Here is a 26,889-nt window from a genome sequence, read left to right on the forward strand (position 1 = left end):
TTCCATGTTTCGTTACTTCGGCTTCGGCTCAAACATGAATATCACTTCGCTGCGCGCCAAGGGGGTCGAACCTCTGGCGTCGCGGCGGGCGGTACTGCATGGCTGGCGACTACGCTTCAATGTGCAGCATTTTTTCCGGCACGAGGGGGGCGTTGGTAATATCGAACCCAGCGATGATCCCAACGACCGGGTCTGGGGCGTATTGCATGATTGCCCGGATGAGGCGCTGGCGCCGCTGGATGCCACCGAAGCCTATGGCCATGGTTATGACCGGGTGGAGGTTGAAGTGGAGGCTGAAACTGAGGCGGGTAGCGATCATCGGGAAACAGTCTCAGCTATCGTTTATGTCGGTCTGCCGGGTTTTATCAATAATGATTGCCGGCCCAGCCAGCGCTATCTGAATATTCTGGCTAAAGGTGCCGAGGACGAGGGGCTGGAAGCGGACTATGTGTGCTATATCCGAGAGCATCCGGTGCATGAACCGGAGGATTATCCGCCCTTTGAACCGCCAGCGGGGGAGTTCCCCGAGTTCGATGCAGCCTCGTTGGTAAAGCATCCGCTGTATACGGCACTCTATGGTGCGGTTTTTGATATGTCGCAGGCACGCGAACAGCATCACTATCTGAAAGGTTTTTTTGGCGGTCGTGATATGACGCTGTTTCACCTGAAACGGCTCGATCAAAGCGATGGCTGGGAAACCCTGGAAGATATCCGCCTGGGGCGGTTGAACGAGTCTCAGATGCACTACCTCAACGCCTATCTCAACGAGTATGATCGGGAATACCGTTATGTAGGTCGTTTTATCTACCGTCAGGAAGAGGATCAGGTTTAATGGATAACTTTAGCCCGGCATTACCGCATGGCGTTTTTGAAGAGGTGTTTCCGGATCTCTTTTTTATCAGCGGCGCCATGGAAACCGAGCTTCAGGGCATGGATTGGCAGTTCAGCCGCAACATGACCGTGGTACGCGATGGTGAACGCCTGATACTGGTGAACAGTGTGCGCCTGGATGATGAAGGCCTGGCCGCACTGGACAAGTTGGGCCGCGTTACCGATGTGGTTCGCCTTGGCTGCCTGCACGGCCGCGACGACGCTTTCTATGTAGACCGATACAACGCGCAGCACTGGGCGCTGCCGGGCATCGAACATGAGTGCCCGGCCGAGTCGGCCAGAACCCTCTCTGCGGAGGGGGAACTACCGATCTCCGGTGCTTCCCTGTTCGTTTTTAATAGCACCAATATCCCTGAGGCGATTCTCCGTCTCGATCGCGAGGGCGGCATTCTGATCGCCTGCGATGCGTTGCAGAACTGGCACGAACCGGATGAATACTTCTCCGATCAATCGCGTCAGATGATGACCGAAATGGGCTTCTTTACACCGGCGAATCTGGGACCGGTCTGGGTGCAGGCCGCTTCTCCTGCAGGTGATGATTTCACCCGCCTCAAGGATCTCTCTTTCCGTCATGTTCTTTGTGGCCATGGCCAGCCGCTACGCGATACCGCGTATGAGCAGTTCAGTGATCGCTTCAAGCAGGTGTTCGATATCTGATGCGATCCATAGGGGAAACCGGCCTCGGCAGGGCGGCGCTATCATTACCCGATTACGAGTTGATCTCTGTGCTGGAGCGCAGAGGTGATCGTGTGGTGTTTCGTGCGCGTCGCCGTCACGATGGTATGGCGGTCGCGCTAGAAACCATCGATGCCGAGTTCCCCAGCCGCCATCAGGTGGCGCGAATTCGCCGCGAAGGGGTGATCGCCCAGCGTCTGAATGACGTGGAGGGCGTACGCCGTATCCATGAGGTGGTGCCCCACGGCAGCGGCAACCTGGCGCTGGTCGCCGATCTTTACGGCAGTAATCTGGCTCATCGATTGAACAGCGCACCGGAACAGCGCCTGCCGCTACCGGAAGTGTTGAAGCTGGCGATTCGGCTGGTGCGCATCCTCGGCGGTATTCACGCCCGCGATATCGTGCACAAGGCACTCACCCCCGCGCATGTGCTGCTCGATCCCGCCAGTGACAGTCTGGCGTTGTCAGGGTTCGGTATCGCCTCGGAGCTGGATCAGGAGCGCCAGGCGGTGCAGATGTCACGCAGCCTGGAAGGGCCTTTGCCCTACATGTCGCCGGAGCAGACGGGACGCATGAACCGGGATCTGGATTACCGCTCTGACTACTACTCACTGGGTGTTCTGCTCTATGAGCTGCTCACCGGCCAGCTGCCGTTCCAGGGACAAAGCCTGCTGGAATGGGTGCACAGCCATATCAGTCGCCTGCCCAGGCCGCCCCATGAGATTCAGCCCGATGTACCCGTTGCGGTGTCGGCGATCGTGCTCAAGCTGCTGAGTAAAAGCCCTGAGTCGCGTTATCAGAGTGCGGCGGGTCTGCTGCATGATCTTGAACACTGTGCCCAGCTGGTGGCTGCTGGGCGTGCGATAGAGCCGTTCGAACTGAGTGAGAAAGATGGCATACAGAAGTTCCTGATTCCTCAGACCCTTTATGGGCGTGACCGGGAGCTGAGTTCGCTGCTCGATCTGTTCGAGTCTGCCGTGGCGGGGGGCAACGAGTTCTGCCTGGTGCACGGTTACTCCGGAGTCGGCAAATCGGCACTGGTTAACGAGATAGACCGGCCGCTGGTGCGTGAGCGTGGTTTTCTGGTGCAGGGCAAGTTTGATCAGTTTCAGAGCGGTGAGGCTTACAGGGCGCTGGGCAGTGCTTTCCGCAGTCTGGTCCAGCAGGTGCTTGCAGAGCCTGAAGAGCACCTGGCGCAGTGGCGGCAGCGTTTACAGAGTGCCCTGGCGCCTAATGCGCGGCTGGTCATTGAGCTGGTACCCGAGCTGGAACTGATCATCGGCCCGCAGCCTGCAGTGGCGAGTCTGCCGCCGGCAGAGGCGCGTAACCGGCTGCAGATCGTTTTGACCGCGTTCCTGCAGGTGTTTGCCGGCGAAGGTCATCCGGTGGTGCTGTTCCTGGATGACCTGCAGTGGAGCGACGTGCCCACCCTGGAGCTGCTGCGTCGTTTTGTAACCTCCCATGACCTCAGCCATCTGCTGTTGATCGGTGCTTTTCGCAGCAACGAAGTCAGCGCCGGGCATCCGTTGCGGCTGATGCTGGATGAGCTGGAACCGAAACGCAGCATCCATCAGCTGCCACTGGGGCCGTTGAATCGTGATGCGGTGGCGCAGCTTGTGGCCGGCGCCCTATGCCGGGATGTAGAGCAGGCGTTGCCGCTCAGCGAGATGCTTTATAACAAGGCGCAGGGGAATCCTTTCTTCACCAACGAGCTGCTGCGTCAGCTGCACAAGGAAGGGGTGATTTTTCCAGATCCGGGCAGCGAATGCTGGCACTGGGATATGGACGCAGCGCGCTGGGCCGGTGTCAGCGACGATGTGGTCGAGTTCATGGTGGATAACCTGCGCCAGCTGGAGCCGGAAACACAGAAAGTGCTGCAGCTCGCCGCCTGCATCGGCAACAGTTTCGACCTGCGTACCCTGGCCACCATCTATGAACATTCGGCCGATATGACGGCCGCAGCGCTGCTGCCGGCGCTCAAACAGCACACCCTGTTACCGCTGCACAGTGATTACCGCCTCTTTGGTGGGCGAGCCGATGTGGCCGATACCAGCAACTGGGCGTTTAGTCCCCACTACCGGTTTCAGCACGACCGGGTGCAGCAGGCTGCTTATGCTCTGATCGATGTGGATCACCTCGATGAGGTGCATCTTTCCATCGGCCGGCTGATGCTGAGGGACGCCGGTGATCAACTGGCCGAGTCGCGCCTGGTTGATATCGTCGGTCACCTTAACGAGGGGCGGACGCTGATCGAGGATGCGGGCGAGCGTCTGCAACTGGCTGAGTTGAACCTCAAGGCCGGGATACGTGCACGTCACTCTTCCGCCTACGAGGCGGCGCTTGATTACCTGCGTGTGGCGCGGGAAATGCTGCCCGATGACCCCTGGTGCGCGGCGCCGCAAGTGATGCAGGAGCTGGCAGCCGAGACCCAGCTCTGTGCCTACCTGAATGGCCTCACGCAAGAGGCGGACCACTGGATTGAGGTGATGCTCGAGCGGGCCGATACCGATCTGGAACGGGCCGATATCCTTGCCACACGAACGCGCCAGTGTGTGACGCTGGGACGTATGGATGAGTCTATTCTCGCGGCGATCCAGGGGCTTGCGGTGCTCGGTGTGGAGTTTACCAAACAGCCGACCGAAGCCGATATCCGGCGTGAGCAGCAGCGTGTGCTCGACTATCTGGGGGAGCGCGATATCGCCGACCTTGTCGATGCGCCCGAGGTGGATGATGAGGCGGTGCTGATCGCCATGCGGCTGCTGAACGAGATTTTCGCCGCGGCTTTTCTCTCCGGCAGCGGCAATATCTTCCCCTATCTGGTGCTGAAAGCGGTCAACCTTTCCCTGCGTTACGGTAACTGCCCGGAGTCAGCCTTTGCCTATGCGGCCTACGGCATGCTGCTTTGCGGGGAGTTGGATCAGCCGGCACTGGGCTACCAGTACGGCAAGGTCGGGCTTGAGCTTAATGAACGCCTGGATGACCTGCCGCTGAGGGCCCGCGTTATCTATGTCTATGCCATGTTCGTGCATCACTGGAGCAACCACTGGTCCAGCCTGACGCCCCTGTTCCGCCGTGGTATCGAAGCCGGTTATCAGTCCGGTGACCTGCTTTACCTGGCGTATAGCGCCCAGGACTGTGTGATCTGGGATCCTACGCTCGACCTGGAGAGTGCGGAACGCCAGCACGCAGAGAATCTGGAGATCGTGCGTGAGTGTGCCTATCAGGACTCGCTCGATTCCGGCACCCTGTTCCTGCAGATGCAGCGTAACCTGTTGGGGCGCACCCACTCCCCGTTCTCCCTCAGTGATGAATCCTTTGACGAACAGCACTGCCTGGACGGCATGCGCCAGCGTCAATTTATGACCGGCATCGCCAACTACCATATCTACAGCGCGGAAATCAGCCTGATCCACGGTGACTACGAGCGCGCGTTTGAGCATGTGTGTGAGCAGGACAAGCTGATCAAGTCTGCCATGTCGTTGCCGCAGCTGACTCGGTTTTATATTGTCGCCTGTCTGACGCTGGCGCAGCGTTTTCCGCTGCTGGATAAGGCGGAGCAGCAGGCGACAAGGCAGCGTCTGGAGAGTGATCTGGCGCGGATGACACGCTGGGCGGATAACTGCGCAGCGAATTTCCGCCATCTGCAATATCTGATGGAAGCGGAACTTACCGGGCTTGATGGCCAACCTCAAAAGGCCCTTGAGTACTACGAGAAATCGATTGATGCCGCCCGTGAAGCAGGCTTTCTGCGTGATGAGGCGATGGCTAGCGAAGCCGCTGCCCGGCATCTGCTCGCGCTGGGACGGCGTCGTTGTGCCGAGGGGTATCTGCGTGCGGCCTACTGCCTGTTCGAACGCTGGGGCGCCGCTCGCAAAGTGAAAATGATGTTGCAGGAGTTTCCTGTACTGCGAGAGTTGCTGCCTGCGCAGTCTCTGTCCCGGACTGCAACGGGAGTGGATGCCGGTGACCTGGATCTGGCTTCGGTAATGAAGGCGTCGCGAGAGATTTCCGGCGAGATGGTGCTGGAGCGATTGCTCAAGAAAAGCATGGATATCCTGCTGGAAAGTGCCGGTGGTCAGTGGGGCTGTCTTATCGTCAGGCAGAGTGGCGCGTTGCGCATCGAGGCTGTGAGATTGCCCGAACGCCAGGCCCAGGGGCAGCAATTGCCGGAGCACACGCGTGTTGCCCTGGCCAATGGTGAGTCGCTGCCCTTGCCGGTTACCCTGATCACCGAAGTGCTCAGCGGCGAAGGTGCGATTGTGCTGGATGACGCTGCACGTGAAGGGGCGTTCCGGCAGGATCCCTATGTATTGGGGTTCCAGCCTGCATCGGTCCTCTGTGTACCGGTGCGCCGAGAGCGCTTCGAAGGCGTTCTCTATATGGAAAATAATCTATCCAGCGGCGTCTTTACCGAGGCGCGGGTGGAATTGATACGTCTGCTGGCGGCGCAGGCGGCGGTGGCGATCGATAACGCACGTCTGTATGAGCAGGTGCAGGATTACTCTCACCGCCTGGAAGAGAAGGTTGCTGAGCGAACCGCGCGTCTCGAACAGGTGAACATGGAGCTCCAGGGGCTGGTGGACCGGGATGGCTTGACCGGTGTTGCCAACCGCCGTCGTGGCGATTCATACCTGGAAGAGGTCTGGGTGCGACTGCGCCGTGAAGGGGACCCGCTCTCTGTCCTGATGCTGGATGTTGATCATTTCAAGGCGTTCAATGACAACTACGGTCACCAGGCAGGGGACTACTGCCTGTCTGCAGTGGCCGGTGCGTTAAGGTCGGAGCTGCTGCGGCCTGGAGATCTGGTCGCCCGCTATGGCGGCGAGGAGTTTATCGTCATCCTGCCCAACACCCATAAAGAGGGTGCACGAGAGGTAGGCGAAAAGATCCGCCGCGCGGTAGAAGCCCTGGCGATTACGCACGAGCATTCATCCACCGGCCCGGTGGTCACTGTCAGTGCCGGTTTTTCCACGGCCACACCCTGTTTGGGTGGCAGTACCGTTGATCTGGTACGAGAAGCTGATGAGGGGCTGTATCAGGCCAAGCGGCAGGGAAGAAACCGGGTGCGTCCGGCACCGGCTGGCAGGACAAAGGGTTCTGCCAGTGAAGCTTGTTCAGGAGGAACCAATGACAGAGTCGACATGGAGCAGTAACCCGGCAACCGCAGATTGGGGCGCAAAGGAAAACTGGGTGCCGCAGCAGGTACCGAGCGTAAAGGCGACCTTCGGCAAATCGAGTCACACCCAGATCGACTTTGCCGCTGGTGCTGTTCAGGTGATCGAGCAGATTGAATTCTCTGCCGGTGCGGATGCTTATCAATTTAACTTTGCGTCGTCGGAAAAGCCTGCTTTGACCGTAACGGGCAGGGTCAGTAATGACTCCGACCAGGTTCAGCATTTTATCGTAGCTGCGACCACCAGTGGCTATCAGAACCCCCAGTTGAGCTTTGCAGGAACGGCATCAGCCGGCGATGAAACTCTCTGCTACTCGGCAGGGCCGGTGTCGCCAGAGGGTTATGGCGGCGGCGTGATCAGTTTTCATGATCAGGCTTGTGCGGGTTCTGCCTGTTATACCGCCTGGACCGGTGCGGGAGTGCCACCGGATCATAGCACCGTAGGTGGCGAAATAGCCTTCTGTGACCAGACGTCGGCGGGGCAGGCGAGCTTCACGATCTATGGCAGTCTGGGCAGCGATGGTGACACCTTTGGCAATGTGGTCTTTCACGATAGCGCCACGGCGGCATCTGCCATTTTTAAGAATGTCGGCGGCACGGTTTCCGGGGGCGACGGCGGTAACACCCAGTTTTACGGTCATTCCAGCGCAGCGAACGGTCAATTTAATAACCTGGGCGGTACCCACGAAAAGGCCAATGGTGGGGATGTGGCGTTTGATAGCCAGGCTAGCGGCGGCAGCGGCATATTTCAAAACTACGCGGCACCCGCTGCCGGTGCCTATGGCGGTGTCACCAGCTTTAATAACAACCCGCCAGAAACCGCTGGTGTGGGCGCGTCTGCAGGCAATGGCCGGTACTTCAACTTCGGCGCCCAGGGCGAGCAACAGGGCGGGGGCGGCCATCTGGAGTTCAGTGCGAAATATGGTGCACCGACCGCGGCAAATGCGCAGATCACTAACCTGGGGAGTGTTATCTCCCACCGTTCCAGCGCCGGTCATACACTGTTTTCGATCAGCCTTCCCGCTGCTTACGCGCCGACAGCAGGGAATGCGTGTATCTGTAACCAACCGGCTCCGCTGAAAGGGGGCGCTGCGGGATACACCGAGTTTGCTGTCTTTGATGAAGGTGCCGCCTCAGGAGGCTATCCCTCTGCTGGCGAAGCGGTGATTTCCAATCTGGGAGGCGGTGCTGATGGCGTGGCTGGCGGATTTACGGAGTTTTCCGGCCGGAGCAGCGCGGGAGCCGCGACCTTGATCGCTTTGGGTGGCGTGGGTGAGAAGAGCGGTGGACGAATCATTTTTTATGATCAGTCCGAGGCTGCCAGCGCTTGTATCCAGCTCCAGGGGAATGGTGAGCTGGTGCTCGGCGACCACGATGGTCCGTTAAGCGTTAAGGATCTGTTGCTCAATGGCGGTCTGATCTCTATCCAGCTGGGCAGCGCTGTGACTTCTCTTCAGGTCAGTGGAAGCCTGCTGCTGAACGGTAGCTGCGAGTTTGATTTCTGGCAGGCCAGCGATGGCGGTTTCGAGTTCAATACGCCCTATACCGTGCTGCAGAGCGACAGCCTGACGGAGGCTCAAACCGGGTGTTTCAGTGCCAACAGCATAGAGGGCGTGACACCGGTATTTTCACTGCAGGGTAATGCGCTCCAGGTGACCTACACAAAGTAACGTAGAGTGAGCGGAGGACTCAGGTTCTTGCTTTCAAGTAACTACTGTAGTCCGGAACACGGCGGGTATAGGTCTGGTTCAGAAAACTGGAGCTGAACAGAAAGTCCGCCGAGGCCTCGTTGCATGCCACCGGGATGTTCCACACCGCAGCGATCCGCAGCAGGGCTTTCACATCGGGGTCATGGGGCTGGGCATCCAGAGGGTCCCAGAAAAAAATCAGCAGGTCGATTTCGCCCTCGGCGATGCGGGCACCGAGCTGCTGATCGCCCCCCATGGGCCCGCTGAGCAGAGAGTGCACCTCCATCTCAAGTTGCGCAGAGAGCTTATGGCCGGTGGTGCCGGTGGCATAGAGGCGATGCCGTGCCAGGGTTTCCCTATTGCGCTCAGCCCAGGCCAGTAGATCCGGTTTACGGTTGTCGTGAGCGACCAGCGCCAGGTTCTTGCTGCTGCCAACCTCTACCTCTTTGGTTTCCATCCTGATCTGTCTCCTGGCGCAGGGCGTTGATTCCCGCCTTTTAGCCTGCCACTTTCATCAGTGCCAGGGTGTTGTCGAGCATCCGGTTTGAAAAACCCCACTCGTTGTCATACCAGCTCATCACTTTGACCAAGCGGCCGTTGACACGAGTCTGGGCCATATCGAACACCGATGAGTGCGGGTTGTGGTTGAAGTCGATCGACACCAGCGGCAGTTCGTTGACCGCCAGAATACCGCGCAGCGGGCCGGCTGCGGCTTCCGCTATGATGGCGTTGACCTCTTCAACGCTGGTGTCGCGGCTCGCCTCGAAGGTCAGATCCACCAACGAGACGTTGATTGTCGGCACACGCACCGCCATCCCGTCCAGCTTGCCGTTCAGCTCCGGCAGCACCAGCCCCACTGCAGCGGCAGCGCCGGTTTTGGTGGGAATCATCGACTGGGTCGCGGCGCGGGCGCGGTAAGGGTCGGAGTGGTAAACGTCCGACAGCTTCTGGTCATTGGTGTAGGCGTGAATGGTGGTCATCAGGCCGCTTTTGATACCGATGGCATCGTTCAGTGGTTTGGCGATCGGCGCCAGGCAGTTGGTGGTGCAGGAGGCGCTGGAGATCACCTGATGATCCGCCGTTAAACAATCGTGGTTGATGCCATAAACTACCGTGGCATCTGCGCCCTTGGCTGGCGCCGAGACGATCACCTTGCGGGCGCCGGCTTCAAGGTGGGCGGCCGCCTTGTCACGGCTGGTAAAGAGGCCGGTGCACTCGTAGACCACATCCACATTAAGTGCCTGCCAGGGCAGTTTCGCCGGATCACGCTCCGCCAGAATGCGGATGCTGTCACCATTAACCACCAGGTTGTCGCCGTCGATGCTGACCTCGCCCTGAAAAGGGCCGTGAACGCTGTCGAAGCGGGTCAGGTGCGCATTGATCTCGGCATCGCCCAGATCGTTGATTGCGACGATCTGAATCTGTTCCCGCTTGCCGGATTCATAGAGTGCACGCAGTGTGTTGCGCCCGATACGACCGTATCCGTTAATCGCTACGCGGATAGTCATAAGTACCTCCGATGGAATAACGTTTCTTTCAAATTACGTATTCTGCTTGGCTGTTACAACGTTCAGGATCAGGTTTAGAGCGTTTTGTTGCTGGACGGAGGGGCGGGGATGTATGGATAAACCATCCCTGTTGTATCGCCAAAGGCACCTGTCAGGGACTTTCGCGAGAGTAATCTTCGTTACCTGCTTTCAGTGTAGATGAGATATGAGGCGTACTGTACGCAGGAGCGCTGCTTATGGCTGAGTTTGCTGCCTTAAAGCATTCGCTGCGCCCAGTAAACCAGGGTGCTCCGCGATAACGACCCGAGTGGGAATCGAAGCAAGATAGCCCTGAAAGCGTCCCTTGGATTCAAAGCGGGCACGGAAGCGGCTTGTCAAAAACAGGTCGAGGATTTTTGGCACGATGCCACCGGCGATGTAGACACCTCCCCGGGCGCCGAGGGTCAACGCTGTATTCCCCGCCAGACTGCCGAGCATGGCACAGAAAAGCTCCACGCTTTCCCTGCAAAGGGGATCGCTATTGTTCAGGGCGGCCTCGGTTATCGCGACCGCAGAACGGGCTGAATTGTGCGTGCCATGAATGGCTGCAAGGGCTTCATAGAGGTTAACCAGGCCAGATCCGCACAGCAGGCGCTCCGCCGACACATGATCATAGCGCTGCCAGAGGTAGCGCAATACTTCGGCCTCCAGTTCATCGCCGGGGGCAAAATCCACATGTCCGCCTTCGCTGAACAGTGCTATGGGACTGGTGCCGGAAAATACCAGACCGCCGACTCCAAGCCCTGTACCTGGACCAAGAACGGCTATCGGCTTTCCGTTGACAGATTTTCCGCCACCGATAGATACAAGCTCGTTGGGTGCAAGCAGCGGAGCAGCATAGGCTTGGGCGGTAAAGTCGTTGATCACTCGCAGCTGTTCGAGGCCGAGCGTCTGTTTCAGTGCCTGTTGGGAGAAGCTCCAGCCGTTGTTGGTAATATTCACCCTGTCCAGGCCTGTTGGGCCGGCAATGGCGAGACAGGCGCAGCGCGGGCGCTGTGCTTCAGGCAGGTCGGTTGTTTCCAGATAGGCGAGAATTGCAGAGGTCAGTGAGGGGAAATCGCTGACTTTGAATGTCAGGCTCGCGCTGGGGCGCTCGTCGCAGGGGCCGACCAGCGCGAAACGGGCGTGGGTTCCACCGATGTCGGCAACCAGAGATAGATGCTGCGGCTCCGTAGTGGCCATCTCTTTTCTCCCAAAAGTCTTTCTCTTGGCAGTATACGGATTTAACTCGCCGAGGGTCAGGCCCATTAATCCGGCGGCTGATTAACCGCTTTGCGGATAACTGCGCTCAGCCGTTTGCCAGACGCGGTACAGCCGCTTTGCTCTCTGGAACAGGCATAGAGTGAACGCGGCGAAGGCCCAGCAGATGGCGATGGTAGTGAGGTCGTGAGAGAGAAAATGCGCGCCGCGCAGTTGCTGGGCCAGACCAAAGGTCAGCCCGAGCAGAGCGCCCGGCAGCAGCGCCAGGTAAAAGGCTCGGCTGCGGTAGGGAAAGATAAACGCCAGGCTGAGCCAGGCATACCCGCCGGATGAGTGGCCGGCAGGGTAGCAGCGGGCAACCGGGAGCCGAGGCGAAAACAGTTGCCAGATATTAACCCAGTGCTGACGACCGCCAAACTCGGTGAGGTTTTGCGGGCAGGGAAGTGTGGTGTGATGTTTCAGATAACTGATCAGAGCGGTACTTAACAGCGTACACACCACCACATACAGCAATCCCATTCGCCAGGGCCTCAGGCGTTTCAGCATGAAGGAAGCGAGAAAAAGAATAACGACAAGGAAAAACAGACGCTTGACCAGCCAGCGTCCGCCTTCGTGAAGCAGATCATAAAGCAGGTAACTGTCGTGCCAGGGGAATGCACTGCCTGCGCCACCCTCGAAAGCATAGACCCATCGCTCCAGTATCAGGTCGAGACCGGAGAGGTGGGAGAACAGCGCCAGGGAGAGAAAAGCCAGAGAGATTCTCATACTGGTCTGAAAGGGGATCGGCGTGTCGCTCATGGCAGGGCTCTTGTTATGGCTGGGTACCTGAACGGATAAAACTAGGGGTGCCAGCTTAAAAGGGGCTTAAATCGAGGTTGAGTGGGCCTTTTCAAAGAGGAGCGGATTCAGGCTTCTCGACTTGGTCAGCGCACCGTGATCGCGGTCAGAGGGATGTGTATGATGTTGGCGGGGCGTTTTACCTTTATTAATAATGCCCCAGGGAATTTCTGCAGTGGATAGGAACAGTTAAATGAATCAGGCAGAGCCGGGACAGGCGACGATCAGAATTAAAAATCTGCGACTGAGAACCTACATCGGAATCAACGATGAGGAGAAGCAGAAACTCCAGGATGTGATCATCAACGTATTGATCCGCTATCGTGTGCGCAGCGCGATTCAGCATAACGATATCGATCATGCGTTGAACTATCGCACCATCAATAAGGCGATCATCAACCATGTGGAGGGCGGCCGATTCCTGCTGCTCGAGCGTATGGCCAGTGAAGTGCTGGCGCTGGCGATGGAAGATCCGATGGTCTGTTTTGCCCAGGTGGAGATCGATAAGCCCCATGCACTGCGTTTTGCGGACTCTGTCTCGATCACCCTGTGTGATCGTCGCGATTGATGCCGCTCATGCTGGTAGAGAGTCAGGGCGTTAAATGCTGACCGAAACTGAGATCAAACTGCGTCTGCCCGATGTGCTGGATGTAGACCCGACCGCGATACCACTTTTTCTGGAGAGACTGTCCGGTAACTGGGAACAGGTTGAACTGTTTAATCAGTACTTCGATACGCCTGAGCTGGCGCTGGATCGTGCGGGGTATGCGCTACGCCTGCGTCGCGATGGCGATCAGTGCATTCAAACGTTCAAGGGTCGTGGCGAAAGCCTGGCCGGATTTAGCGTGCGCAGTGAGTGGGACTGGTATCTGAGCAGTGAGCAGGTGGATCTGCAGCCTTTGTTGGATCTGGACCGTCCAGCGTTACTTGGTAGTGATACGTTGGCCGCTTTAAAGCCTCTGTTTCGTACCGATTTCCAACGCACGAAAGGCAAGCTCAACTGGGTCTTTGATGGCATCCCGGTAGAGGTGGAAGTAGCCCTGGACCGGGGAGCCGCAACGGCTGAGAAAGCTTCATCACCGATCTGCGAATTGGAGCTTGAGCTGCGCCAGGGACCGCCGGAAGCTCTGTTTGCGTTTGCCAAAGAGGTTGCAGCTCAGCTGCCACTGATGCCCTGGGATAGTGCCAAAGCTGAGCGCGGCTACCGCCTTCTTGATCCGGAACGAAAACCGCTTGCTCCCAAATTGTCCCGAGATGTTTTTGCTCAACCGCTCAGTGAAGCACTGCCGCTACTGGGTAGCTACCTGCTTGCCAGCGCTCAATATGGCTCCGAGCTGCTGTCGATGGGAACGGCGGGTGCTGTAGATAAAGTTGATCAGGCGCTGAAACTAATTATCGAGTTTGAGTCTCTGCTCAGCCATGTGGATGCAACACCTCTTTCCGGTGCTTTTGAGCGCACAACTCGGCTGCATAAGGCCCTGTTTACAGGTCTCCCGAGTGCGGAGGAGCAGCCCGTCGAGTTATTCAACCGGCTGCAGGGCAAAACTGACTGGGGTGTGCTGATGCTCGGTCAAAGTGAGCGGCTGTACCTTTGGCATAAAGAACCACCTCAGGCAAAGGGGGCGTCGTTGGGTGAGCTGTTGTGCCAGAGCGAGACGCTGTTTAGTGGGCTGAAGGCACTCAGGAGCGAGATATGATGGATAAGCCCGGTATCCTGATTACCGGCGGCGCCCAGCGCCTCGGGCTGCACTGCGCGAAACGCCTGGTGCAGCAGGGTCACCCTGTCATTATTACCTGCCGCCATTGGCGTGAGGAATGGGAACGATCTCCGCTGGAGGGGATCGAGGTGATTGTTGCAGACTTTTCCTCTGTGGCCGGTATCCAGGCGCTGATCGATGAGATCGACCGTCGCCGGCTAAACCTGCGAGCCATTATCCATAATGCGTCGGCCTGGATGGATGACAGCGCCGGTGCCGAGGCGATGCAGCAGATGATGATGGTGCATGTGCAGGCGCCTTACCTGATCAACCAGGCGGCGCAGCGCTGGTTCGACCCGGATAAGCCCGGCGATATCATCCATATGACCGACTTTATCGCTGGCCAGGGAAGTCCCCGGCATATCGCTTATTCGGCATCCAAGGCAGCACTGGAAAACCTGACGCTCTCTTTTGCGGGGCTGCTGGCACCTGGTATCAAGGTCAACAGCATCGCGCCCTCAATGATTATGTTTAACGCGAGTGATGATGAGGCGTACAGAGTCAAAACACTGGCGAAGTCGGCGCTGGGCATAGAGCCGGGAGCTGAAGTGGTGTTTCAGGCAGTGAGTTATCTGCTCGATAACCCTTATGTTACCGGCAGTTGTCTGGAACTTAATGGCGGACGAAACGTCAAAAAGCGATGATTAGTGATACCTAATTTAAAACTCCGCATACAAGGCTAGATTGTTGGGTTAAGTGTATTTAATTAATAACACTTCTACCCATTTGGGGTCGGTTTGTCGTAAACGGCAGTATCAATGTCAGGGTAAATGGAGTTATTCGGCAACGCTGTTCATTGTTCAAACAGCCTTGTGCTATATTCCGTCCATGGAAGCTGATCTGTATTCGCCTAATTTAGCGTCAGAATAAGGGAAGCCTTTCAAAACCCGGATCCTTTCTCGAAAAGGCAAACCCCGAGTAATCGGGGGACGCAAAGCCGCGGGTCCCTGTCGGGATGGCCAGGCTATCGAAGGAGAGTGAACTGAGAAGAGTCCACCGCTTCTGAGGATCTGAAGTATGCCGTTTACTTTTGGAGACGCTCAGACCTGACAAACTGCTCTGAGCGAGTCTTTGGGTTATAGGTGAACCGGGAATCGGTCACTATTTTAATGACGAGCGCCATATGAACAGGGCTGAAACCGGTGGTACCAAGGATTCCGGACCACTGAAAATTCTCTTTATCGACCCGCACTCCGCGTTTGTAACCTGGGGAAGTGGGCTCGTGCAGGAAGGCTGTAATTGGGATGTTGTGCGTAACGACGATCCCCGTAGCGCCCTTCAACTGCTGCGCCAGACCGCCTTTGATGCGGTTATTGTCGGCGCCATTACCAGTTTTGAGCGCGAAATCGGCATCCTTAAACAGGTGTCTGATATCAAGCCCAAGGTCGCCCGTATACTGCTGTCGCCACCCTTAAGCTCCGCCAAGCTGGCCAAGGCGCTGGATGTGGTGCATCGCTCTATTTTTCAGGGTGCGAGTATCCAGGAGATCGTCAGTTCCGTAGAGCAGACGGTGCTGGTTACCCGGCAGCTCTACCGCGATAAGGTGGTGCGCTCGTTTGGAGCGTTTCGCCAGTTACCCTCATCCCCCTCGATCTATCGCGAGTTGAGTAATGCGCTCAGCAGCGAACGTACCAGCACCCGCGATATCGCAATCATCGTTGAGCGGGATCCGGCCCTGGCAGCACGGATTATTCGCCTGGTTAACTCCAGCTATTTCGGTCTTAACCGACATATATCCAGCCTGACCGAGGCGCTGACACTCTTGGGTGTGCGCACGGTAAGAGGGCTTGCACTCTCTGGCCATCTGAACGCTCACTACCCGGATGGCTCCGGCTGGAAGTTGTTTTCCTTTGATCGCATGAATCAGCGCGCGTTGAGTGTTGCGCGGCTGGCGCAGGAGATCGCAGCCCCGTTTTCCAAGCACAATCCGGCGTTGAAGGATCAGGCGTTTCTTGCGGGTCTGCTGCTGGATGTGGGTATGCTGATGCTGGCTGCGGAGCAGGGTGAGGGGTATCTGAAAGTAATGCGCTTTGCGGCGCGCAAGAAGCAGCCTTTGCACCTTGTTGAACGCATGGCTTACGGCGTGACTCATGCTGAGCTTGGGGCTTACCTGCTGGATATGTGGAATCTGTCGCCCCAGGTTGTAGAAGCAGTCATGATGCATCATAACCCTGAGGAGTCAGTTGGGCAGACCTTTAGCCCTCTATGCGCTGTGCATATTGCGGATGCTTTGCTGCCGACCATCGATAACGAGCTTGGTGTGGATCTGACGGCCACCCTCAGCGAAGAGTATATCGAACGGCTTAATGTGAAAGCGCACCTTCCCGGCTGGAAAATGTCTGCTAACGCTTACCGTGTCAGGATGCGTAACGCCGATCAGGTCGAATCCGCCTGAACCTTTCTGTGTCTTTGCAAACTGAACCACCGCTGTTCTGCAGTGGTGGTTCGAAAATTGCTACGCCTATGATGAGAGCACTTCCGGTGCACCTATTAGCCCACAGGAGGATCTAACAGAGGTTGCTTCGAATGCTGGGGCCTCGTTAACGCGAAGCCGCTAAGCGACCAAGCTGGGTAAAGCCGATCAGCATCTAAGAATTTATCGGCCTGCCGGCATGTTATGTATTTGATTTTTAATCGAAATACCCAAAAATCTCCGCGTTTCACGCCAGTGCATTCCGCCTTGGCGGGCCCCATCTCTGATTTATCTCCAATCCGCGTCAGCGGCACATACCCTATCCTCAATCCAGACGTTGGCAGCCTTGGTGTGCTGTTTGCACTCTTTTTGTGCGTAATGCGACACTGGCTGGAAAAACTGAGCTTTTTTGAACCGTTGAGCGGCCTTGGCAACGTTTTGTACGCCGGCTGTTCCGGTGCTCATCTGCGTCTGATCCCGATCCACGAGAAGGAGTCAAAACAATGATTTTAGCGACCGATCTGGATGGTACGTTCCTTAGCGGCACTCCCGAAGACCGTGCCCGTCTCTATCAACTGATAAACGCGCATCCCGGAATCCGTCTGGTTTTTGTCACCGGCCGCGGCCTGGAAGCGGTGATGCCGCTGCTTTCAGATCCGGGTATCCCTGAGCCGGAATACATCATCTGTGATGTGGGCGCCACAGTGATCGACGGTGCGACTCTGCAGCCGGTCTCCGAGCTGCTTGAGCAGATAGAGCAGAATTGGCCCGGCGAATTTCCGATTGTGCAGGCGATGGAAAAGTTCGAGAGCATCCGTCGTCAGGAAGTCCCCCAGACCCGCCGATGCTCCTGGTTCTGTGAACGTGATGCGGTGACCGACGAGGTACGTCAGATCGCTGAGGACCTGGGCTGTGACCTGCTGTACTCCTCCAACTACTACCTGGATTTTCTGCCCAAGGGAGCCAACAAGGGCGCGACGCTGAACCGTCTGGTTAGCTTCATGGAAGAGCAGCCGGATGATGTGCTCTGTGCCGGCGATACCCTGAACGATCTGCCGATGCTCGATGGTACTTTCAAGGGAGTCTGTGTCGGTGGATCCGAGCAGAGCCTGTTGGAAGCTACCGAGAAGAACGCCTGGATTCTGCATACAGAGGAACCCGGCTGTGGCGGCATCCTCGAAGCGATGAGCCATTTCGGTTTCCTCGGGCCTCAGGGTGTGGCTCATGAGGGCTTTGATGATACCGAGCGCGGTACCTCGGACCTAGTGATGGTTTATCACCGCCTGCCCTATGAAGAGGTGCGCGAGAAGGGCAAGGTTCGACGCCAGCCGCACAGTTCGCCGAACGGCATTTTGCCGACCCTGCTGAGTTTCTTTGGCGATGGGACTCGCGGTGCCTGGATAGCCTGGAGTATCGATGATGGCACCGAAGATCCTTTCGTCACCCACACCAGCGTCGATAAGGAAGCCTATCCGAACCTCATTTGCTCACGTGTTCCGTTGATCAAAGAGGACGTGGATATCTTTTACAAACGCTTCTCCAAGGAGGCGTTCTGGCCCATGCTTCATACCTTCTGGGAGCGCGCTGAGTTCCGTGAGGATCATTGGGAGGTGTTCTGCGACGTCAACCGCAAGTTTGCGGAGAAAGCTGCAGAAGAGGCCGCCGAGGGGGCTCTGGTCTGGATCCATGATTACAACCTCTGGATGGTGCCGGCATACCTGCGCGAGCGCCGCCCGGATCTCAAGATCGCGTTCTTCCACCACACTCACTTCCCGTCTGCAGATATCTTCAACGTGGTGCCCTGGCGCCGTGAGATCGTCGGTAGTCTGCTGCAGTGCGACTACGTCGGCTTCCATATCCCGCGTCAGGTGGAAAACTTTGTCGATGTGGTGCGCGGAGTCATGCCGTTCCAGGTGCAGGAGCGTCAGCCCTGTGCGCCGCGTTTCCTGACTTACGGCTGTGCCGCGGGTCTGGGTGAAATGACCACCGAAATTGAAACGACGCATCGCACCATTCGACTCGGTGCCCACCCGGTGGGGCTGGATATAGACCGCATGAAGCAGGCGTTGGATTCCCGTGCCTATCGCAAGCAGAAGCGTTTGCTGGAAGAGGATGTGGGCGTCAAAGGTGAAGGCAAGGTCATTCTGTCCGTGGAGCGGCTGGACTACACCAAAGGGGTGCTGCCGAAATTGCTGGCGTTCGAGAAAATGCTCGATGCCCACCCGGATATGATCAATGAAGTCACGCTGGTGATCATCTGTGTGCCTGCGGCGCAGGAGATTAAGGTCTACCAGGAGCTGGTAGCCGATATCGAACAGGCAGTAGGGCGTATTAATGGCCGCTTCGCCCAGGTGGGCTGGACGCCGATCCGCTACTACTATCGTGGCTTCCCGATGCAGCAGCTAACCGCCTTTTATGAGCGGGCCGACGTGATGTGGATTACGCCGCTGCGTGATGGTCTGAACCTGGTCGCGAAAGAGTTTGTTGCTATTCAGGGGCTAACCGAAGGGGCCGGGCGGCTTGTGCTGTCAGAGTTCACCGGTGCGGCGGCTGAGCTGCATGGTGCGCTGCTGACCAACCCGCACGACCTCCATGATCTCGCGGAGCGCTGTTACCAGGGGCTGGTGATGACGCCGAGTGAAGCCGCCACCCGTATCCGCCTGCTTTACGATATCGTCACTTATCACGATATCCGTCGTTGGGGCGCCGAGTTTATCGCTGGCGCACGCAACGAGGAGAAAGAGCCGGAGCCCACGGAGCTGGAGGCGTTGATCACACCGGCCTGATTGGAAGTCGGCAAAGGGCAGCCGGTCCCGCCGCTATTCGGCGGGTTCCGGTGCCGGACCCATCTGCAGCAGCAGGCGAACGGCTGGCGCCAGCAACGCGCAGGCAAACATCACCATTGTCATCGGTAGCGGTGTGCCATCAGCAAACAGGCTGGTGACCGAGCCTGCCATTGCGCCGAAAGCGAATCCGCAGGCGCCCATAAGAGCGGTCGCTGTGGCACTGTTGCGAGGGAAAAAGTCGGTGATCCCGGCCATGGAGTTGGCACTGACCAGCCCGTGACAGCCGAAGAACAGCATCACTAGCGGAATGAACAGGAAAATGTTCAGCGCGTCGCCGCCAAAGGTAACAAACAGCAGCAGTCCCGCACCGGTAATCAGCTGGATCACCTGGCCACCGAGTAGCAGCTTGCGTGGAGCGTGCTTTGCCAGCAGGCGGATATTGAGCTTGTTCATCACCAATACAGAGAAGACGTTCGCACCGAAAGCGAAGGGGTAGACCGTCTCCGACAGGTTGAAGTATCCCATGTAGACCGAGGGTGAGCTGGTGATAAAGGCAAACAGGCTGCCATAGCCGAAACAGGCTGAGGCAAGGTATCCCACTGCGTGGCGGTTCTTTAACACCATCCAGTAACGTTTTATCGCATTGGGCCGGTCTTTCTGCACCACGCGAGTCTCAGGCAGCGACCGGTAGATTACGAAAGCGATGATGGCACCGTAGATCAGCAGCAATCCGAAGATCATATGCCAGCCCAGGGTTTGCAGGACCAGGCTGCCCAGCACGGGAGCCATCAACGGTGCGAGCATCAGAATGACAGCCATGCGTGACAGGGTTTGGGCGCTTTCCCGGCCGCTGTACAGGTCGCGAACAATCGCGGGCGTATTCACCACGGTCATTCCGCCACCCAGAGCCTGGAGAATGCGGAAACACCAGAGCCACTCCACGTTGGGGGTGAACATGATCGCCAGTGAGCCGGTAAGAAACAGGCTAAGGCCGGTAAAGATGCCGATACGGCGGCCGAAGTGATCGGAGAAGGGACCACCGAACAGCTGGCCCATAGAGAAACCGAACAGGAAGAAACTGATCGACAGTTCCACCTGATGGACGCTGGCTCCCAGCGATTCAGCAATGGTCGGTACCGCCGGCAGATAAGCATCAGTGGCCAGAGGCGCCAGTGCTGTCAGTGCCGCAAGAATAAAGAGAAAGCCCGGTATATGTAGGCTTTTCGTGCCTGCTGTCATTCATGACTCCGAAAAAGTAAAGGCTCCGGTACCCTGTACGGCGAACCCGGAATAAGCGAATGTGAGTGGTGAAACGGCACTGAAGGTTTTAACTGGCGAGCCTGAATGTCGTTATGGGTGGCCCAAGACCTGTGCTTCGGGGTAAAATGATAATGTAATATACATTACACTATTGATCTGCGTCCAGTACCTGACTTGAACCGTCTGATATAAGGGTACAGCTACAACGCTACGATGATTCAGACGGGTGACCAGTGCGGATGCCCGACCGGTGGAAGAGTATGAGCAATCCTGAACAGTGCAACGACAATCAGGCGATGACTCCCAAAGGGCGTGAGCGTCAGCGGCGTATTCTGGACGCGGCCCGGGAGGTGTTTCTTGAACAGGGTTTTGAAAACGCCAGTATCGGCGAGATCATGAAACGGGCCGGTGGCTCCATGAGTACACTGTATCGCTGTTTCGGCAACAAGCTGGGTTTGTTTGAAGCGATGATGCAGCAGGCCACCAATGACCTCTTCGACAGCGTGGATGATCGTGTCGTTTGGCATGATGGGCTGGAAGAGGGGCTCAGAAGTTTTGGCCGCCGGTTCATAGAACAGATCAATACCCCCAATGCTATCGCCCTGTTTCGCCTGGTTATCTCCGTCAATGGTGCCGACCGTGAGGATATTCAGCGGATCTTCTATGCCAATGGTCCCGGCCGAGTGCGTAGCCGGCTGACCGAGTTTCTGAGCGCGCAGGCGGATAAAGGGCGTATTAACGTCGATAGCTGTGAGTTAGCCGCCGGACAGTTCATTGATCTGATTAAGGAACCCTGGCATCAGCAGGCGCTGTTCGGCGTTTCTTACCCTTCTGACCTGCCGGAGAAAAGCCTGGAGCAGGGGATTGCGCTATTCCTCAATGGCGTAAAGGCCAAGGATGTTGATGCTTGAATGAAAAAAGGCCGGTGAGGCGAAACGCCAGCCACCGGCCTGGGAAGAAAAAGGATATGATCTTTGAGTCTAGCAGCAATGGACGATCGGATGAAACGGCTGCAACAGCGCGGAAAAAGAGTAGCTGAAAGCAAGTTACTGAACGCCTCTACTACTGATTGAATATTGGTCAATCTTCGCAAATTCGTGTAGAAAATTTCACCAATAAAAAGACTGACAACCCGCCTTTCGGGGGCTTACAATTCGCCCCGCTTCTGATCAGTCGGCCAGGTTCCTGGCCCAGTTGCTTAACGCCCCGTTTCGGTGATCCGCCGGCGGGCTTGAATCCAGAGAAATACCAATGCAGTGCGTATCGTTTGATGCGTTTCGTACGCTCGGCTTGCCGAATGTCCGCTATATCAAACCGGAACATATGTTTCGGCACAAGGCGGAGATCAGGGACGCTGAGTGGGTGCTTTTCCCCGAGTACTGGCAACTCGGCGGTGTTCTTTTCGGTTTGAAAGGTCGGATCTTTCCCAGTCTGGCGACCTATATGGTTGGTCATGACAAGGTAGAGATGAGCCGTGCTTTCGAGATGGTCGCGCCGGGCAATACGCCCTGGACGCTGATCGAACCGAATACCGAAAGTGGCGCGGAACGTATTTTGTCGCAGATGGCGCTACCCTTCGTTGCCAAATTGCCAAAGGCGTCGATGGGGCAGGGCGTGTGGTTGATACGTACGGTACAGGACTGGAACGCTTATCGTAGTTGCACGGACGTGCTTTATGCACAGGAATGGCTGCCGATCGACCGTGATCTGAGGATCATCGTTGTTGGTGAGCGGGTGGTAAGTGGTTTCTGGCGATTGCAGGGTTTCGACGGATTCCTGAATAACCTGTCTCAGGGAGGCAGGGTTGATGGCAAGACACCGATACCTGAAGCGGCAATGGAACTGGCGTTAACTCTGGCGAAAAAGCTGGGTGTTAACCATGCCGGTTTCGATATCGCGATGGTGGATGGCCATCCCTATGTACTGGAGTTCAACCGGTTGTTTGGCAATACCGGCCTGCCGGGTCTGAACGAGAAAGTGACGGAAGCAATTAAAGAGTACCTGATCGCCCAGGATCATTCAGATGACCCGGATGACGATCCCAAAGAACCCACACCACCGTTGAAGGTTGCTGTATGAACAACATTTTTTTCCAGACGCTCAAGAAAGCGTTCAACCAGTCTGTTAACACCCGCGTTAACCGCCAGGCTCAGATCCTGGCCGGCGATATTCGCCGCGCCGATCGTAATGCCGTGGAGTTCGAGGCGTTGCGGAAGCAGACCAAGAGTACCGGCCAGATTCAGGGCTTCGGCCAGGCCAACGCCATGTGATCCAGCTGTAGCGCTTCCCGCCTGCAGCAGCTGATCAAGTCCCGGCTGCAGGTAGCAGCCGGGGGCTTTCCTCTCGCTTTTCACCGCATCTACCAGCCAACATTCCGTTTCACCCGCCAGGTAATCGATCAGCCCGACACCGGGTCGATCCAGAGCAACCACCTCAACATCCTCTCTCTCGCCAAGCCTTTTCGACAGCCGTTCGATCACCGTCCAGCCCAGCCGGTCATCACCGTTTGGTGAGCCGATACCGATAATCTTCAGTTTGTCGTTCATCTGCGCTCGAGCTTTAGCTGCAGAAAATGGGTGGCGCAGGAGATACAGGGATCGTAGTTGCGAATCACCTTCTCACAATGAAGCCGTAGTTCCTCTTCGCTATGATCAAGGCCATAGGCTTGTAGTGAGTGTTGCAGGTCCTGTTCGATACGTGCCTGGTTCTGGCTGGTGGGCGGGACGATACGCGCTGAGTGAATCAGCCCCTTTGCATCGGTTTCATAGCGATGCCAGAGCAGTCCACGGGGCGCTTCCGTCATGCCGTAGCCAACGCCCTCGCGAGGTGTGACTTCAATGTAGGGGCTGTCCGGGAGGTGATAGTTGCCGCTGATCGCCAGCGCTTCTTCGATGGCGATCTCGATCTCGATGGCGCGGGCGAGCATGCTGTGGAACATGTTCTGGCTGGGAAAATTCACCCCTTTGTTTTTTAGCCTTGAAGTGATCGAAGCTGGCAGATGCTCAGTGTTGAGGTTCAAGCGGGCAAGGGGACCAACCAGGTAGGGGCTGTTATGCAGGAACGACCAGAGCGCGGTGGAGTGTGGGGCCTGCTCTTCGCGGAAATAGTGTTCCCACTGCTGGGCGCTAATATCCAGCCCTTCGGAGCTGGCCAGGCGGCCGGTATGAAAGGGGTATTCAGTGGCGTTGGTCATCGCCACCGATATAAAGTTATCGATCACTTCCGGCATCGGCAGTGAGGAGCACCAGTCTGTCAGCGCCTGGGCTTCAGGTTTCAGCTGCTGTAGCTTTTCATGCAGCCTCTCCATGGTCCCAGCATCGGGTGCGTGGTGAAAGCCGCCGACGCGGGCACCCACAGGGTGTACCGAACGCCCACCAAACAGCCTGATCAGTTCGTTGCCAAGTGCCTGAAGGGCCAGCCCACGGCGGGCTTCTTCAGGATGTTTTGCAGCCATGCCGATCACGCTGTCAAAACCCAGATAGTCGGGCAGTGCCAGCAGATGAATATGCAGGGCATGGCTTTGAATCCACTCGCCGCAGTAGAACAGGCGGCGTATACGCTGGACCCAGTCAGAGGGTGTGATGTCGAACGCCATCTCCAGTGCCTGCACTGCACTCATCTGATAGGCGACCGGGCAGATACCACAGATACGAGCGACGATATCCGGCACTTCATGCCAGGCGCGCCCTTCCAGAAACTTCTCGAAATAGCGGGGCGGTTCAAAGATCGATAACTGCAGTTGTTCGATCCGCCCCTGGTCGATCTTCAGGGTAAGAGAGCCTTCGCCTTCAACCCGTGTCAGCGCTGGCACGTCGATCCGTATTCGTCGCTTATTGCCCATCCTTCTCCTCCCCGGCTGCTCTTACAGCAAGGCCCGCTTCATTGAACGCAGGGCTTGCGCTGTTGATCAGCAGAAAACGCCGGGCGATGGCATCTGGCAGCAGCCCTATACCGGCAAAACGGCGGCTCAGGCTTGCGGTATTGGTGTTTTCCGAGGGGCCGTAGCAGCCGTAGCAGTCGCGGCCAAAACTTGGGCAGAGCGCGCCACACCCGGTGCGGGTGACCGGTCCCAGACAGGGTTTGTCTTCGGTGACCATCACGCAGACCTTCTGCTGGCGCTTGCACTCCAGGCAGAGCTTTTCGCTGTTATCGAACGGCGGCACGCCAAACAGTAGAGAGTTGATGCAGGCTAGCAGCTGCCGACTATTGATAGGACAGCCCCAAAGCTCGTAATCGACCCGTACTTCTGAGGCGATGGGATGCGCGTGTTCAAGTGTGCTGATAAATTCGGGCTGGGCATAGATAGCATCCCGCCACTCGTCATGTTTGTTATCCAGGTTGCGCAGCGCCTGTAAGCCTCCGGCGGTGGCGCAGGCACCGATACTGACCAGGTAGCGACTGTTATCACGCACCTTGCGGATTCGTTCTACTTCATCCGGCGTGGAAAGGCTGCCCTCAACAAAGGCGATATCAACCGGGGTGTCAGGGGCGTCCAGACCGGCTTCAAGAAAGTGAGTCAGCTGAACACGCTGGCTTAGCGTAATAAGATCGCCGCCCAGGTTAAGGAAAGCGAGCTGACAACCATCGCAGGAGCTGAACTTATGCACTGCAATGCGAGGCTTTTCGCCAAAGGGCTTCATTAAAATCCCCTTGTACCGAGCAGGTCGCGTACCTGCGGATAATTGAATACCGGGCCATCGCGACATATAAAGGCGGCACCGAACTGACAATGGCCACAGTGACCGACCGCACACTGCATATTGCGCTCCATACTGAGCCAGATCCGGTCGGCACCTAAGCCTAGCTCGATAAGTCGTTCCGCAGAGGCGCGCATCATCGGTTCCGGGCCACACAAAAAGGCGATGGCACGATCCGGTTGTAACTGGAGTTTATCCAGCAGTCCTGTGACCATGCCGGTATGCCAGTGCCAGCTCGCGCTGGCCTCGTCTGCAGCGAGCAGCACCCGGGTATCGGGTTGTTGCGCCCAATGTTCATACTGCTCATGCCAGATTAGATCATCGGCATGTTTCACGCCCTGAACCACAGATATATGGCCATAGAGCTCGCGCTGGCGCATCAGATCGTGCACGACCGAGACGGCTGGTGCGCAGCCCAGGCCCCCGGTGATGATATGCACATCCTCACCGCGGGCGCGTTGCATCGGCCAGCCCTGACCGTATGGGCCACGAAGCCCCAGGCGATCGCCAGGCTGTAGCCGCACCAGGGCACGGGTAACACGACCCACGGCGCGGATGGTGTGATCCAGTAGCAGCGTTTGGTCGAGAAAGCCCTGGGGACCAGACTTGATAGAGATAGGCACCTCACCGACTCCGTAAAGGTAGAGCATATTGAACTGCCCAGGGGCGCAGTAGAACCGATGGCGCGCGTCGGCATCGGTGAGTCTGAGCCGCAGCGTGACGATGCTGGGCGTTTCCTGAATCCGCTCCACCACTTCGGCCTCGAGAGGCAGGTAGGGATTCATAGTCAGTCTGCCTTGCCGGTAGAGGGGGAGCAGATGGCAGCGAGCTCCTCGGTCGGATCAATCCCTACCGGGCACCAGGCGATGCAGCGGCCACAGCCGACGCAGCCGCTACGACCGTACTGCTCGTGCCAACTGCCGAATTTATGGGTCAGCCACTGACGATAGCGTTGTGAGGTTTCCTGGCGCAGGGTGATGCCGTGCAGGTAACTGTGGCCGGGGCTGAAACAGGAGTCCCATTGACGTTCATGGCCGGTTTTCACGCCAGAGACGTCCGGTACATCGTTTTCACTGTGGCAGAAGCAGGTTGGGCAGACCTGGGTACAGTTGCCGCAGCTCAGGCAACGTTCGGCAACCTCCTGCCAGCGCGGGTGATCCAGGTTGGTGAATAAACTGTGCTGCAGGTTCTCGCCCGGTAGCTGACGTGACTGCCGAGCGGCTGAATCGGCGACCTCTTTACGAGCTTGACTGAAAGCCTTTGGATCTCCCGTCTCCAGAGACAGTCGCTGAACGATTTTTTCTCCATTGATGCTCCCGGCGCTGACGAAGTAGCCCCGATCCGTTTCATACAGAGAAATATCGAAATCGTTACGTACTTCCGGCCCGTCGCCGGTGGCAGCGCAGAAACAGGTATCTGCGGGGTGCGTGCAGCTAATCGCGACTAAGAACAGACGCTGGCGGCGAGCTAGAAAGTAAGGGTCAACCTGACCACCCTGGAAGTGCTGCTCCTGCAGCTTTAACGCCGCAAGATCACAGGAGCGTACTCCGATCACGGCCAGGGGCTCGGTTTCGGTCGGCGCTTCTCGAAAGCGCAAACCGCCGTCGGCAGTGACTTCGGAATACCAGAGGTTCTCGCGGGGAGCAAAGGTCAGGGGCTTTAATGCCTGAGGACCATTAGCCCAACTGAAGTGGCGAGGAGAATCGGTTTGCTGCAACCGGTAGTGACCGGGCGCCTGAGTTTGCTCAATACCGCGGGGCAGGGCGTTGATGTGTTCTATCGTCTCGAACAGTAATGCGCTGTCCTTGACCTGCGGAGCCACGCAACGGTAGCCGCTCTGGCTTAATAGATCCAGTAGCTGCTGGAAGCGCTCCATCGGCAGGAAGCCGGGAGTATCGACGGCCTCTCTCATTGCAACCTAATCCCCCAAAATTATTCTTATCTTATTATTACTGGTACTGATGG

The 26,889-nt window shown here is 57.3% G+C and carries 22 protein-coding genes and 1 riboswitch; of the genes, 12 read left to right on the forward strand and 10 right to left on the reverse strand.

Features of this window, described 5'->3' with window-relative positions; translation table 11 throughout:
- The first annotated feature begins 4 nt into the window (after positions 1–4).
- Genes CLV83_RS11745 through CLV83_RS11760 form a run of 4 tightly spaced genes read left to right on the forward strand, consistent with a single transcriptional unit; the run spans position 5 to position 8,409 of the window.
- On the forward strand, positions 5–832 hold the full coding sequence (locus CLV83_RS11745) for a gamma-glutamylcyclotransferase family protein (RefSeq protein ID WP_132292227.1): 828 nt from the start codon (positions 5–7) through the stop codon (positions 830–832).
- Positions 832–1,548, forward strand: coding sequence for a hypothetical protein (locus CLV83_RS11750; RefSeq protein ID WP_132292230.1), 717 nt, complete (start codon positions 832–834; stop codon positions 1,546–1,548). The genes CLV83_RS11745 and CLV83_RS11750 overlap by 1 nt, the downstream gene beginning before the upstream one ends.
- Complete coding sequence (locus CLV83_RS11755) at positions 1,548–6,719, forward strand: diguanylate cyclase domain-containing protein (RefSeq protein WP_132292233.1); 5,172 nt, start codon at positions 1,548–1,550, stop codon at positions 6,717–6,719. Before CLV83_RS11750 ends, CLV83_RS11755 begins: the two co-directional genes overlap by 1 nt.
- Positions 6,694–8,409 carry a hypothetical protein gene (locus CLV83_RS11760; protein ID WP_132292236.1) on the forward strand — a complete coding sequence of 572 codons (1,716 nt, stop codon included), beginning with the start codon at positions 6,694–6,696 and terminating at the stop codon, positions 8,407–8,409. Before CLV83_RS11755 ends, CLV83_RS11760 begins: the two co-directional genes overlap by 26 nt.
- A 19-nt stretch (positions 8,410–8,428) precedes the next feature.
- On the opposite strand, the gene CLV83_RS11765 is transcribed toward CLV83_RS11760, so the two are convergent.
- The 4 genes from CLV83_RS11765 to CLV83_RS11780 all read right to left on the reverse strand — a co-directional run bounded on the left by CLV83_RS11765 (position 8,429) and on the right by CLV83_RS11780 (position 11,972).
- The gene (locus CLV83_RS11765; protein WP_132292239.1) at positions 8,429–8,884 is read right to left on the reverse strand and encodes a methylglyoxal synthase; all 456 of its coding nucleotides are present in this window, start codon (positions 8,882–8,884) and stop codon (positions 8,429–8,431) included.
- A gap of 40 nt (positions 8,885–8,924) precedes the next feature.
- Positions 8,925–9,935 (reverse strand): type I glyceraldehyde-3-phosphate dehydrogenase, encoded by a 1,011-nt coding sequence (gene gap / locus CLV83_RS11770; RefSeq protein ID WP_132292242.1) that lies wholly within the window; start codon positions 9,933–9,935, stop codon positions 8,925–8,927.
- A gap of 234 nt (positions 9,936–10,169) precedes the next feature.
- Entirely contained in the window at positions 10,170–11,222 is a 1,053-nt protein-coding gene (locus CLV83_RS11775) for a glucokinase (protein WP_207894838.1), read from the reverse strand.
- Between the two features lie 15 nt (positions 11,223–11,237).
- Positions 11,238–11,972, reverse strand: coding sequence for a phosphatase PAP2 family protein (locus tag CLV83_RS11780; RefSeq protein WP_132292245.1), 735 nt, complete (start codon positions 11,970–11,972; stop codon positions 11,238–11,240).
- A gap of 232 nt (positions 11,973–12,204) precedes the next feature.
- Here CLV83_RS11780 and folX point away from each other — a divergent pair, with 232 nt between their 5' ends.
- From folX to ggpS, 6 genes are all read left to right on the forward strand, one after another.
- Positions 12,205–12,579, forward strand: a complete 375-nt coding sequence (gene folX / locus CLV83_RS11785) for a dihydroneopterin triphosphate 2'-epimerase (RefSeq protein ID WP_104003215.1) — start codon at positions 12,205–12,207, stop codon at positions 12,577–12,579.
- A gap of 34 nt (positions 12,580–12,613) precedes the next feature.
- Entirely contained in the window at positions 12,614–13,708 is a 1,095-nt protein-coding gene (locus CLV83_RS11790; RefSeq protein WP_132292248.1) for a CYTH domain-containing protein, read from the forward strand.
- On the forward strand, positions 13,705–14,412 hold the full coding sequence (gene folM, locus CLV83_RS11795; protein ID WP_207894839.1) for a dihydromonapterin reductase: 708 nt from the start codon (positions 13,705–13,707) through the stop codon (positions 14,410–14,412). The genes CLV83_RS11790 and folM overlap by 4 nt, the downstream gene beginning before the upstream one ends.
- A 252-nt stretch (positions 14,413–14,664) precedes the next feature.
- Positions 14,665–14,740, forward strand: a riboswitch (cyclic di-GMP riboswitch).
- A gap of 151 nt (positions 14,741–14,891) precedes the next feature.
- Positions 14,892–16,163: an HDOD domain-containing protein gene (locus CLV83_RS11800; protein WP_132292251.1), complete on the forward strand. Its 1,272-nt coding sequence runs from the start codon at positions 14,892–14,894 to the stop codon at positions 16,161–16,163.
- Between the two features lie 222 nt (positions 16,164–16,385).
- The gene (locus tag CLV83_RS11805; protein WP_132292254.1) at positions 16,386–16,688 is read left to right on the forward strand and encodes a hypothetical protein; all 303 of its coding nucleotides are present in this window, start codon (positions 16,386–16,388) and stop codon (positions 16,686–16,688) included.
- Complete coding sequence (gene ggpS / locus CLV83_RS11810) at positions 16,685–18,967, forward strand: glucosylglycerol-phosphate synthase (RefSeq protein WP_132292257.1); 2,283 nt, start codon at positions 16,685–16,687, stop codon at positions 18,965–18,967. The genes CLV83_RS11805 and ggpS overlap by 4 nt, the downstream gene beginning before the upstream one ends.
- A 33-nt stretch (positions 18,968–19,000) precedes the next feature.
- On the opposite strand, the gene CLV83_RS11815 is transcribed toward ggpS, so the two are convergent.
- Positions 19,001–20,206 (reverse strand): multidrug effflux MFS transporter, encoded by a 1,206-nt coding sequence (locus CLV83_RS11815; RefSeq protein WP_132292260.1) that lies wholly within the window; start codon positions 20,204–20,206, stop codon positions 19,001–19,003.
- Between the two features lie 281 nt (positions 20,207–20,487).
- On the opposite strand from CLV83_RS11815, the gene CLV83_RS11820 reads away from it, so the two are divergent.
- Together CLV83_RS11820 and CLV83_RS11825 are read left to right on the forward strand one after the other, a co-directional pair.
- Entirely contained in the window at positions 20,488–21,138 is a 651-nt protein-coding gene (locus CLV83_RS11820; RefSeq protein ID WP_165900292.1) for a TetR/AcrR family transcriptional regulator, read from the forward strand.
- A gap of 340 nt (positions 21,139–21,478) precedes the next feature.
- Positions 21,479–22,306, forward strand: coding sequence for an ATP-grasp domain-containing protein (locus CLV83_RS11825; RefSeq protein ID WP_132292266.1), 828 nt, complete (start codon positions 21,479–21,481; stop codon positions 22,304–22,306).
- Here the strand turns inward: CLV83_RS11825 and CLV83_RS11830 are convergent.
- From CLV83_RS11830 to CLV83_RS11850, 5 genes are read right to left on the reverse strand one after another with little or no spacing between them, the layout of a single operon-like run.
- A complete protein-coding gene (locus CLV83_RS11830) occupies positions 22,243–22,773 on the reverse strand; it encodes a hydrogenase maturation protease (protein WP_132292269.1) in 531 nt (176 codons plus the stop codon). The genes CLV83_RS11825 and CLV83_RS11830 overlap by 64 nt on opposite strands.
- Positions 22,770–24,068 carry a Ni/Fe hydrogenase subunit alpha gene (locus CLV83_RS11835; RefSeq protein WP_132292272.1) on the reverse strand — a complete coding sequence of 433 codons (1,299 nt, stop codon included), beginning with the start codon at positions 24,066–24,068 and terminating at the stop codon, positions 22,770–22,772. The genes CLV83_RS11830 and CLV83_RS11835 overlap by 4 nt, the downstream gene beginning before the upstream one ends.
- A complete protein-coding gene (locus CLV83_RS11840) occupies positions 24,058–24,867 on the reverse strand; it encodes an NADH-quinone oxidoreductase subunit B family protein (RefSeq protein ID WP_132292275.1) in 810 nt (269 codons plus the stop codon). Before CLV83_RS11840 ends, CLV83_RS11835 begins: the two co-directional genes overlap by 11 nt.
- Positions 24,867–25,709 (reverse strand): FAD/NAD(P)-binding protein, encoded by an 843-nt coding sequence (locus CLV83_RS11845; protein WP_132292278.1) that lies wholly within the window; start codon positions 25,707–25,709, stop codon positions 24,867–24,869. Before CLV83_RS11845 ends, CLV83_RS11840 begins: the two co-directional genes overlap by 1 nt.
- A 2-nt stretch (positions 25,710–25,711) precedes the next feature.
- Positions 25,712–26,836, reverse strand: coding sequence for a 4Fe-4S dicluster domain-containing protein (locus CLV83_RS11850; RefSeq protein ID WP_132292281.1), 1,125 nt, complete (start codon positions 26,834–26,836; stop codon positions 25,712–25,714).
- Positions 26,837–26,889: the final 53 nt, after the last annotated feature.

The organism is Marinobacterium mangrovicola (assembly GCF_004339595.1).
In the GTDB taxonomy this organism is placed as follows: Bacteria; Pseudomonadota; Gammaproteobacteria; order Pseudomonadales; family Balneatricaceae; genus Marinobacterium_D; species Marinobacterium_D mangrovicola.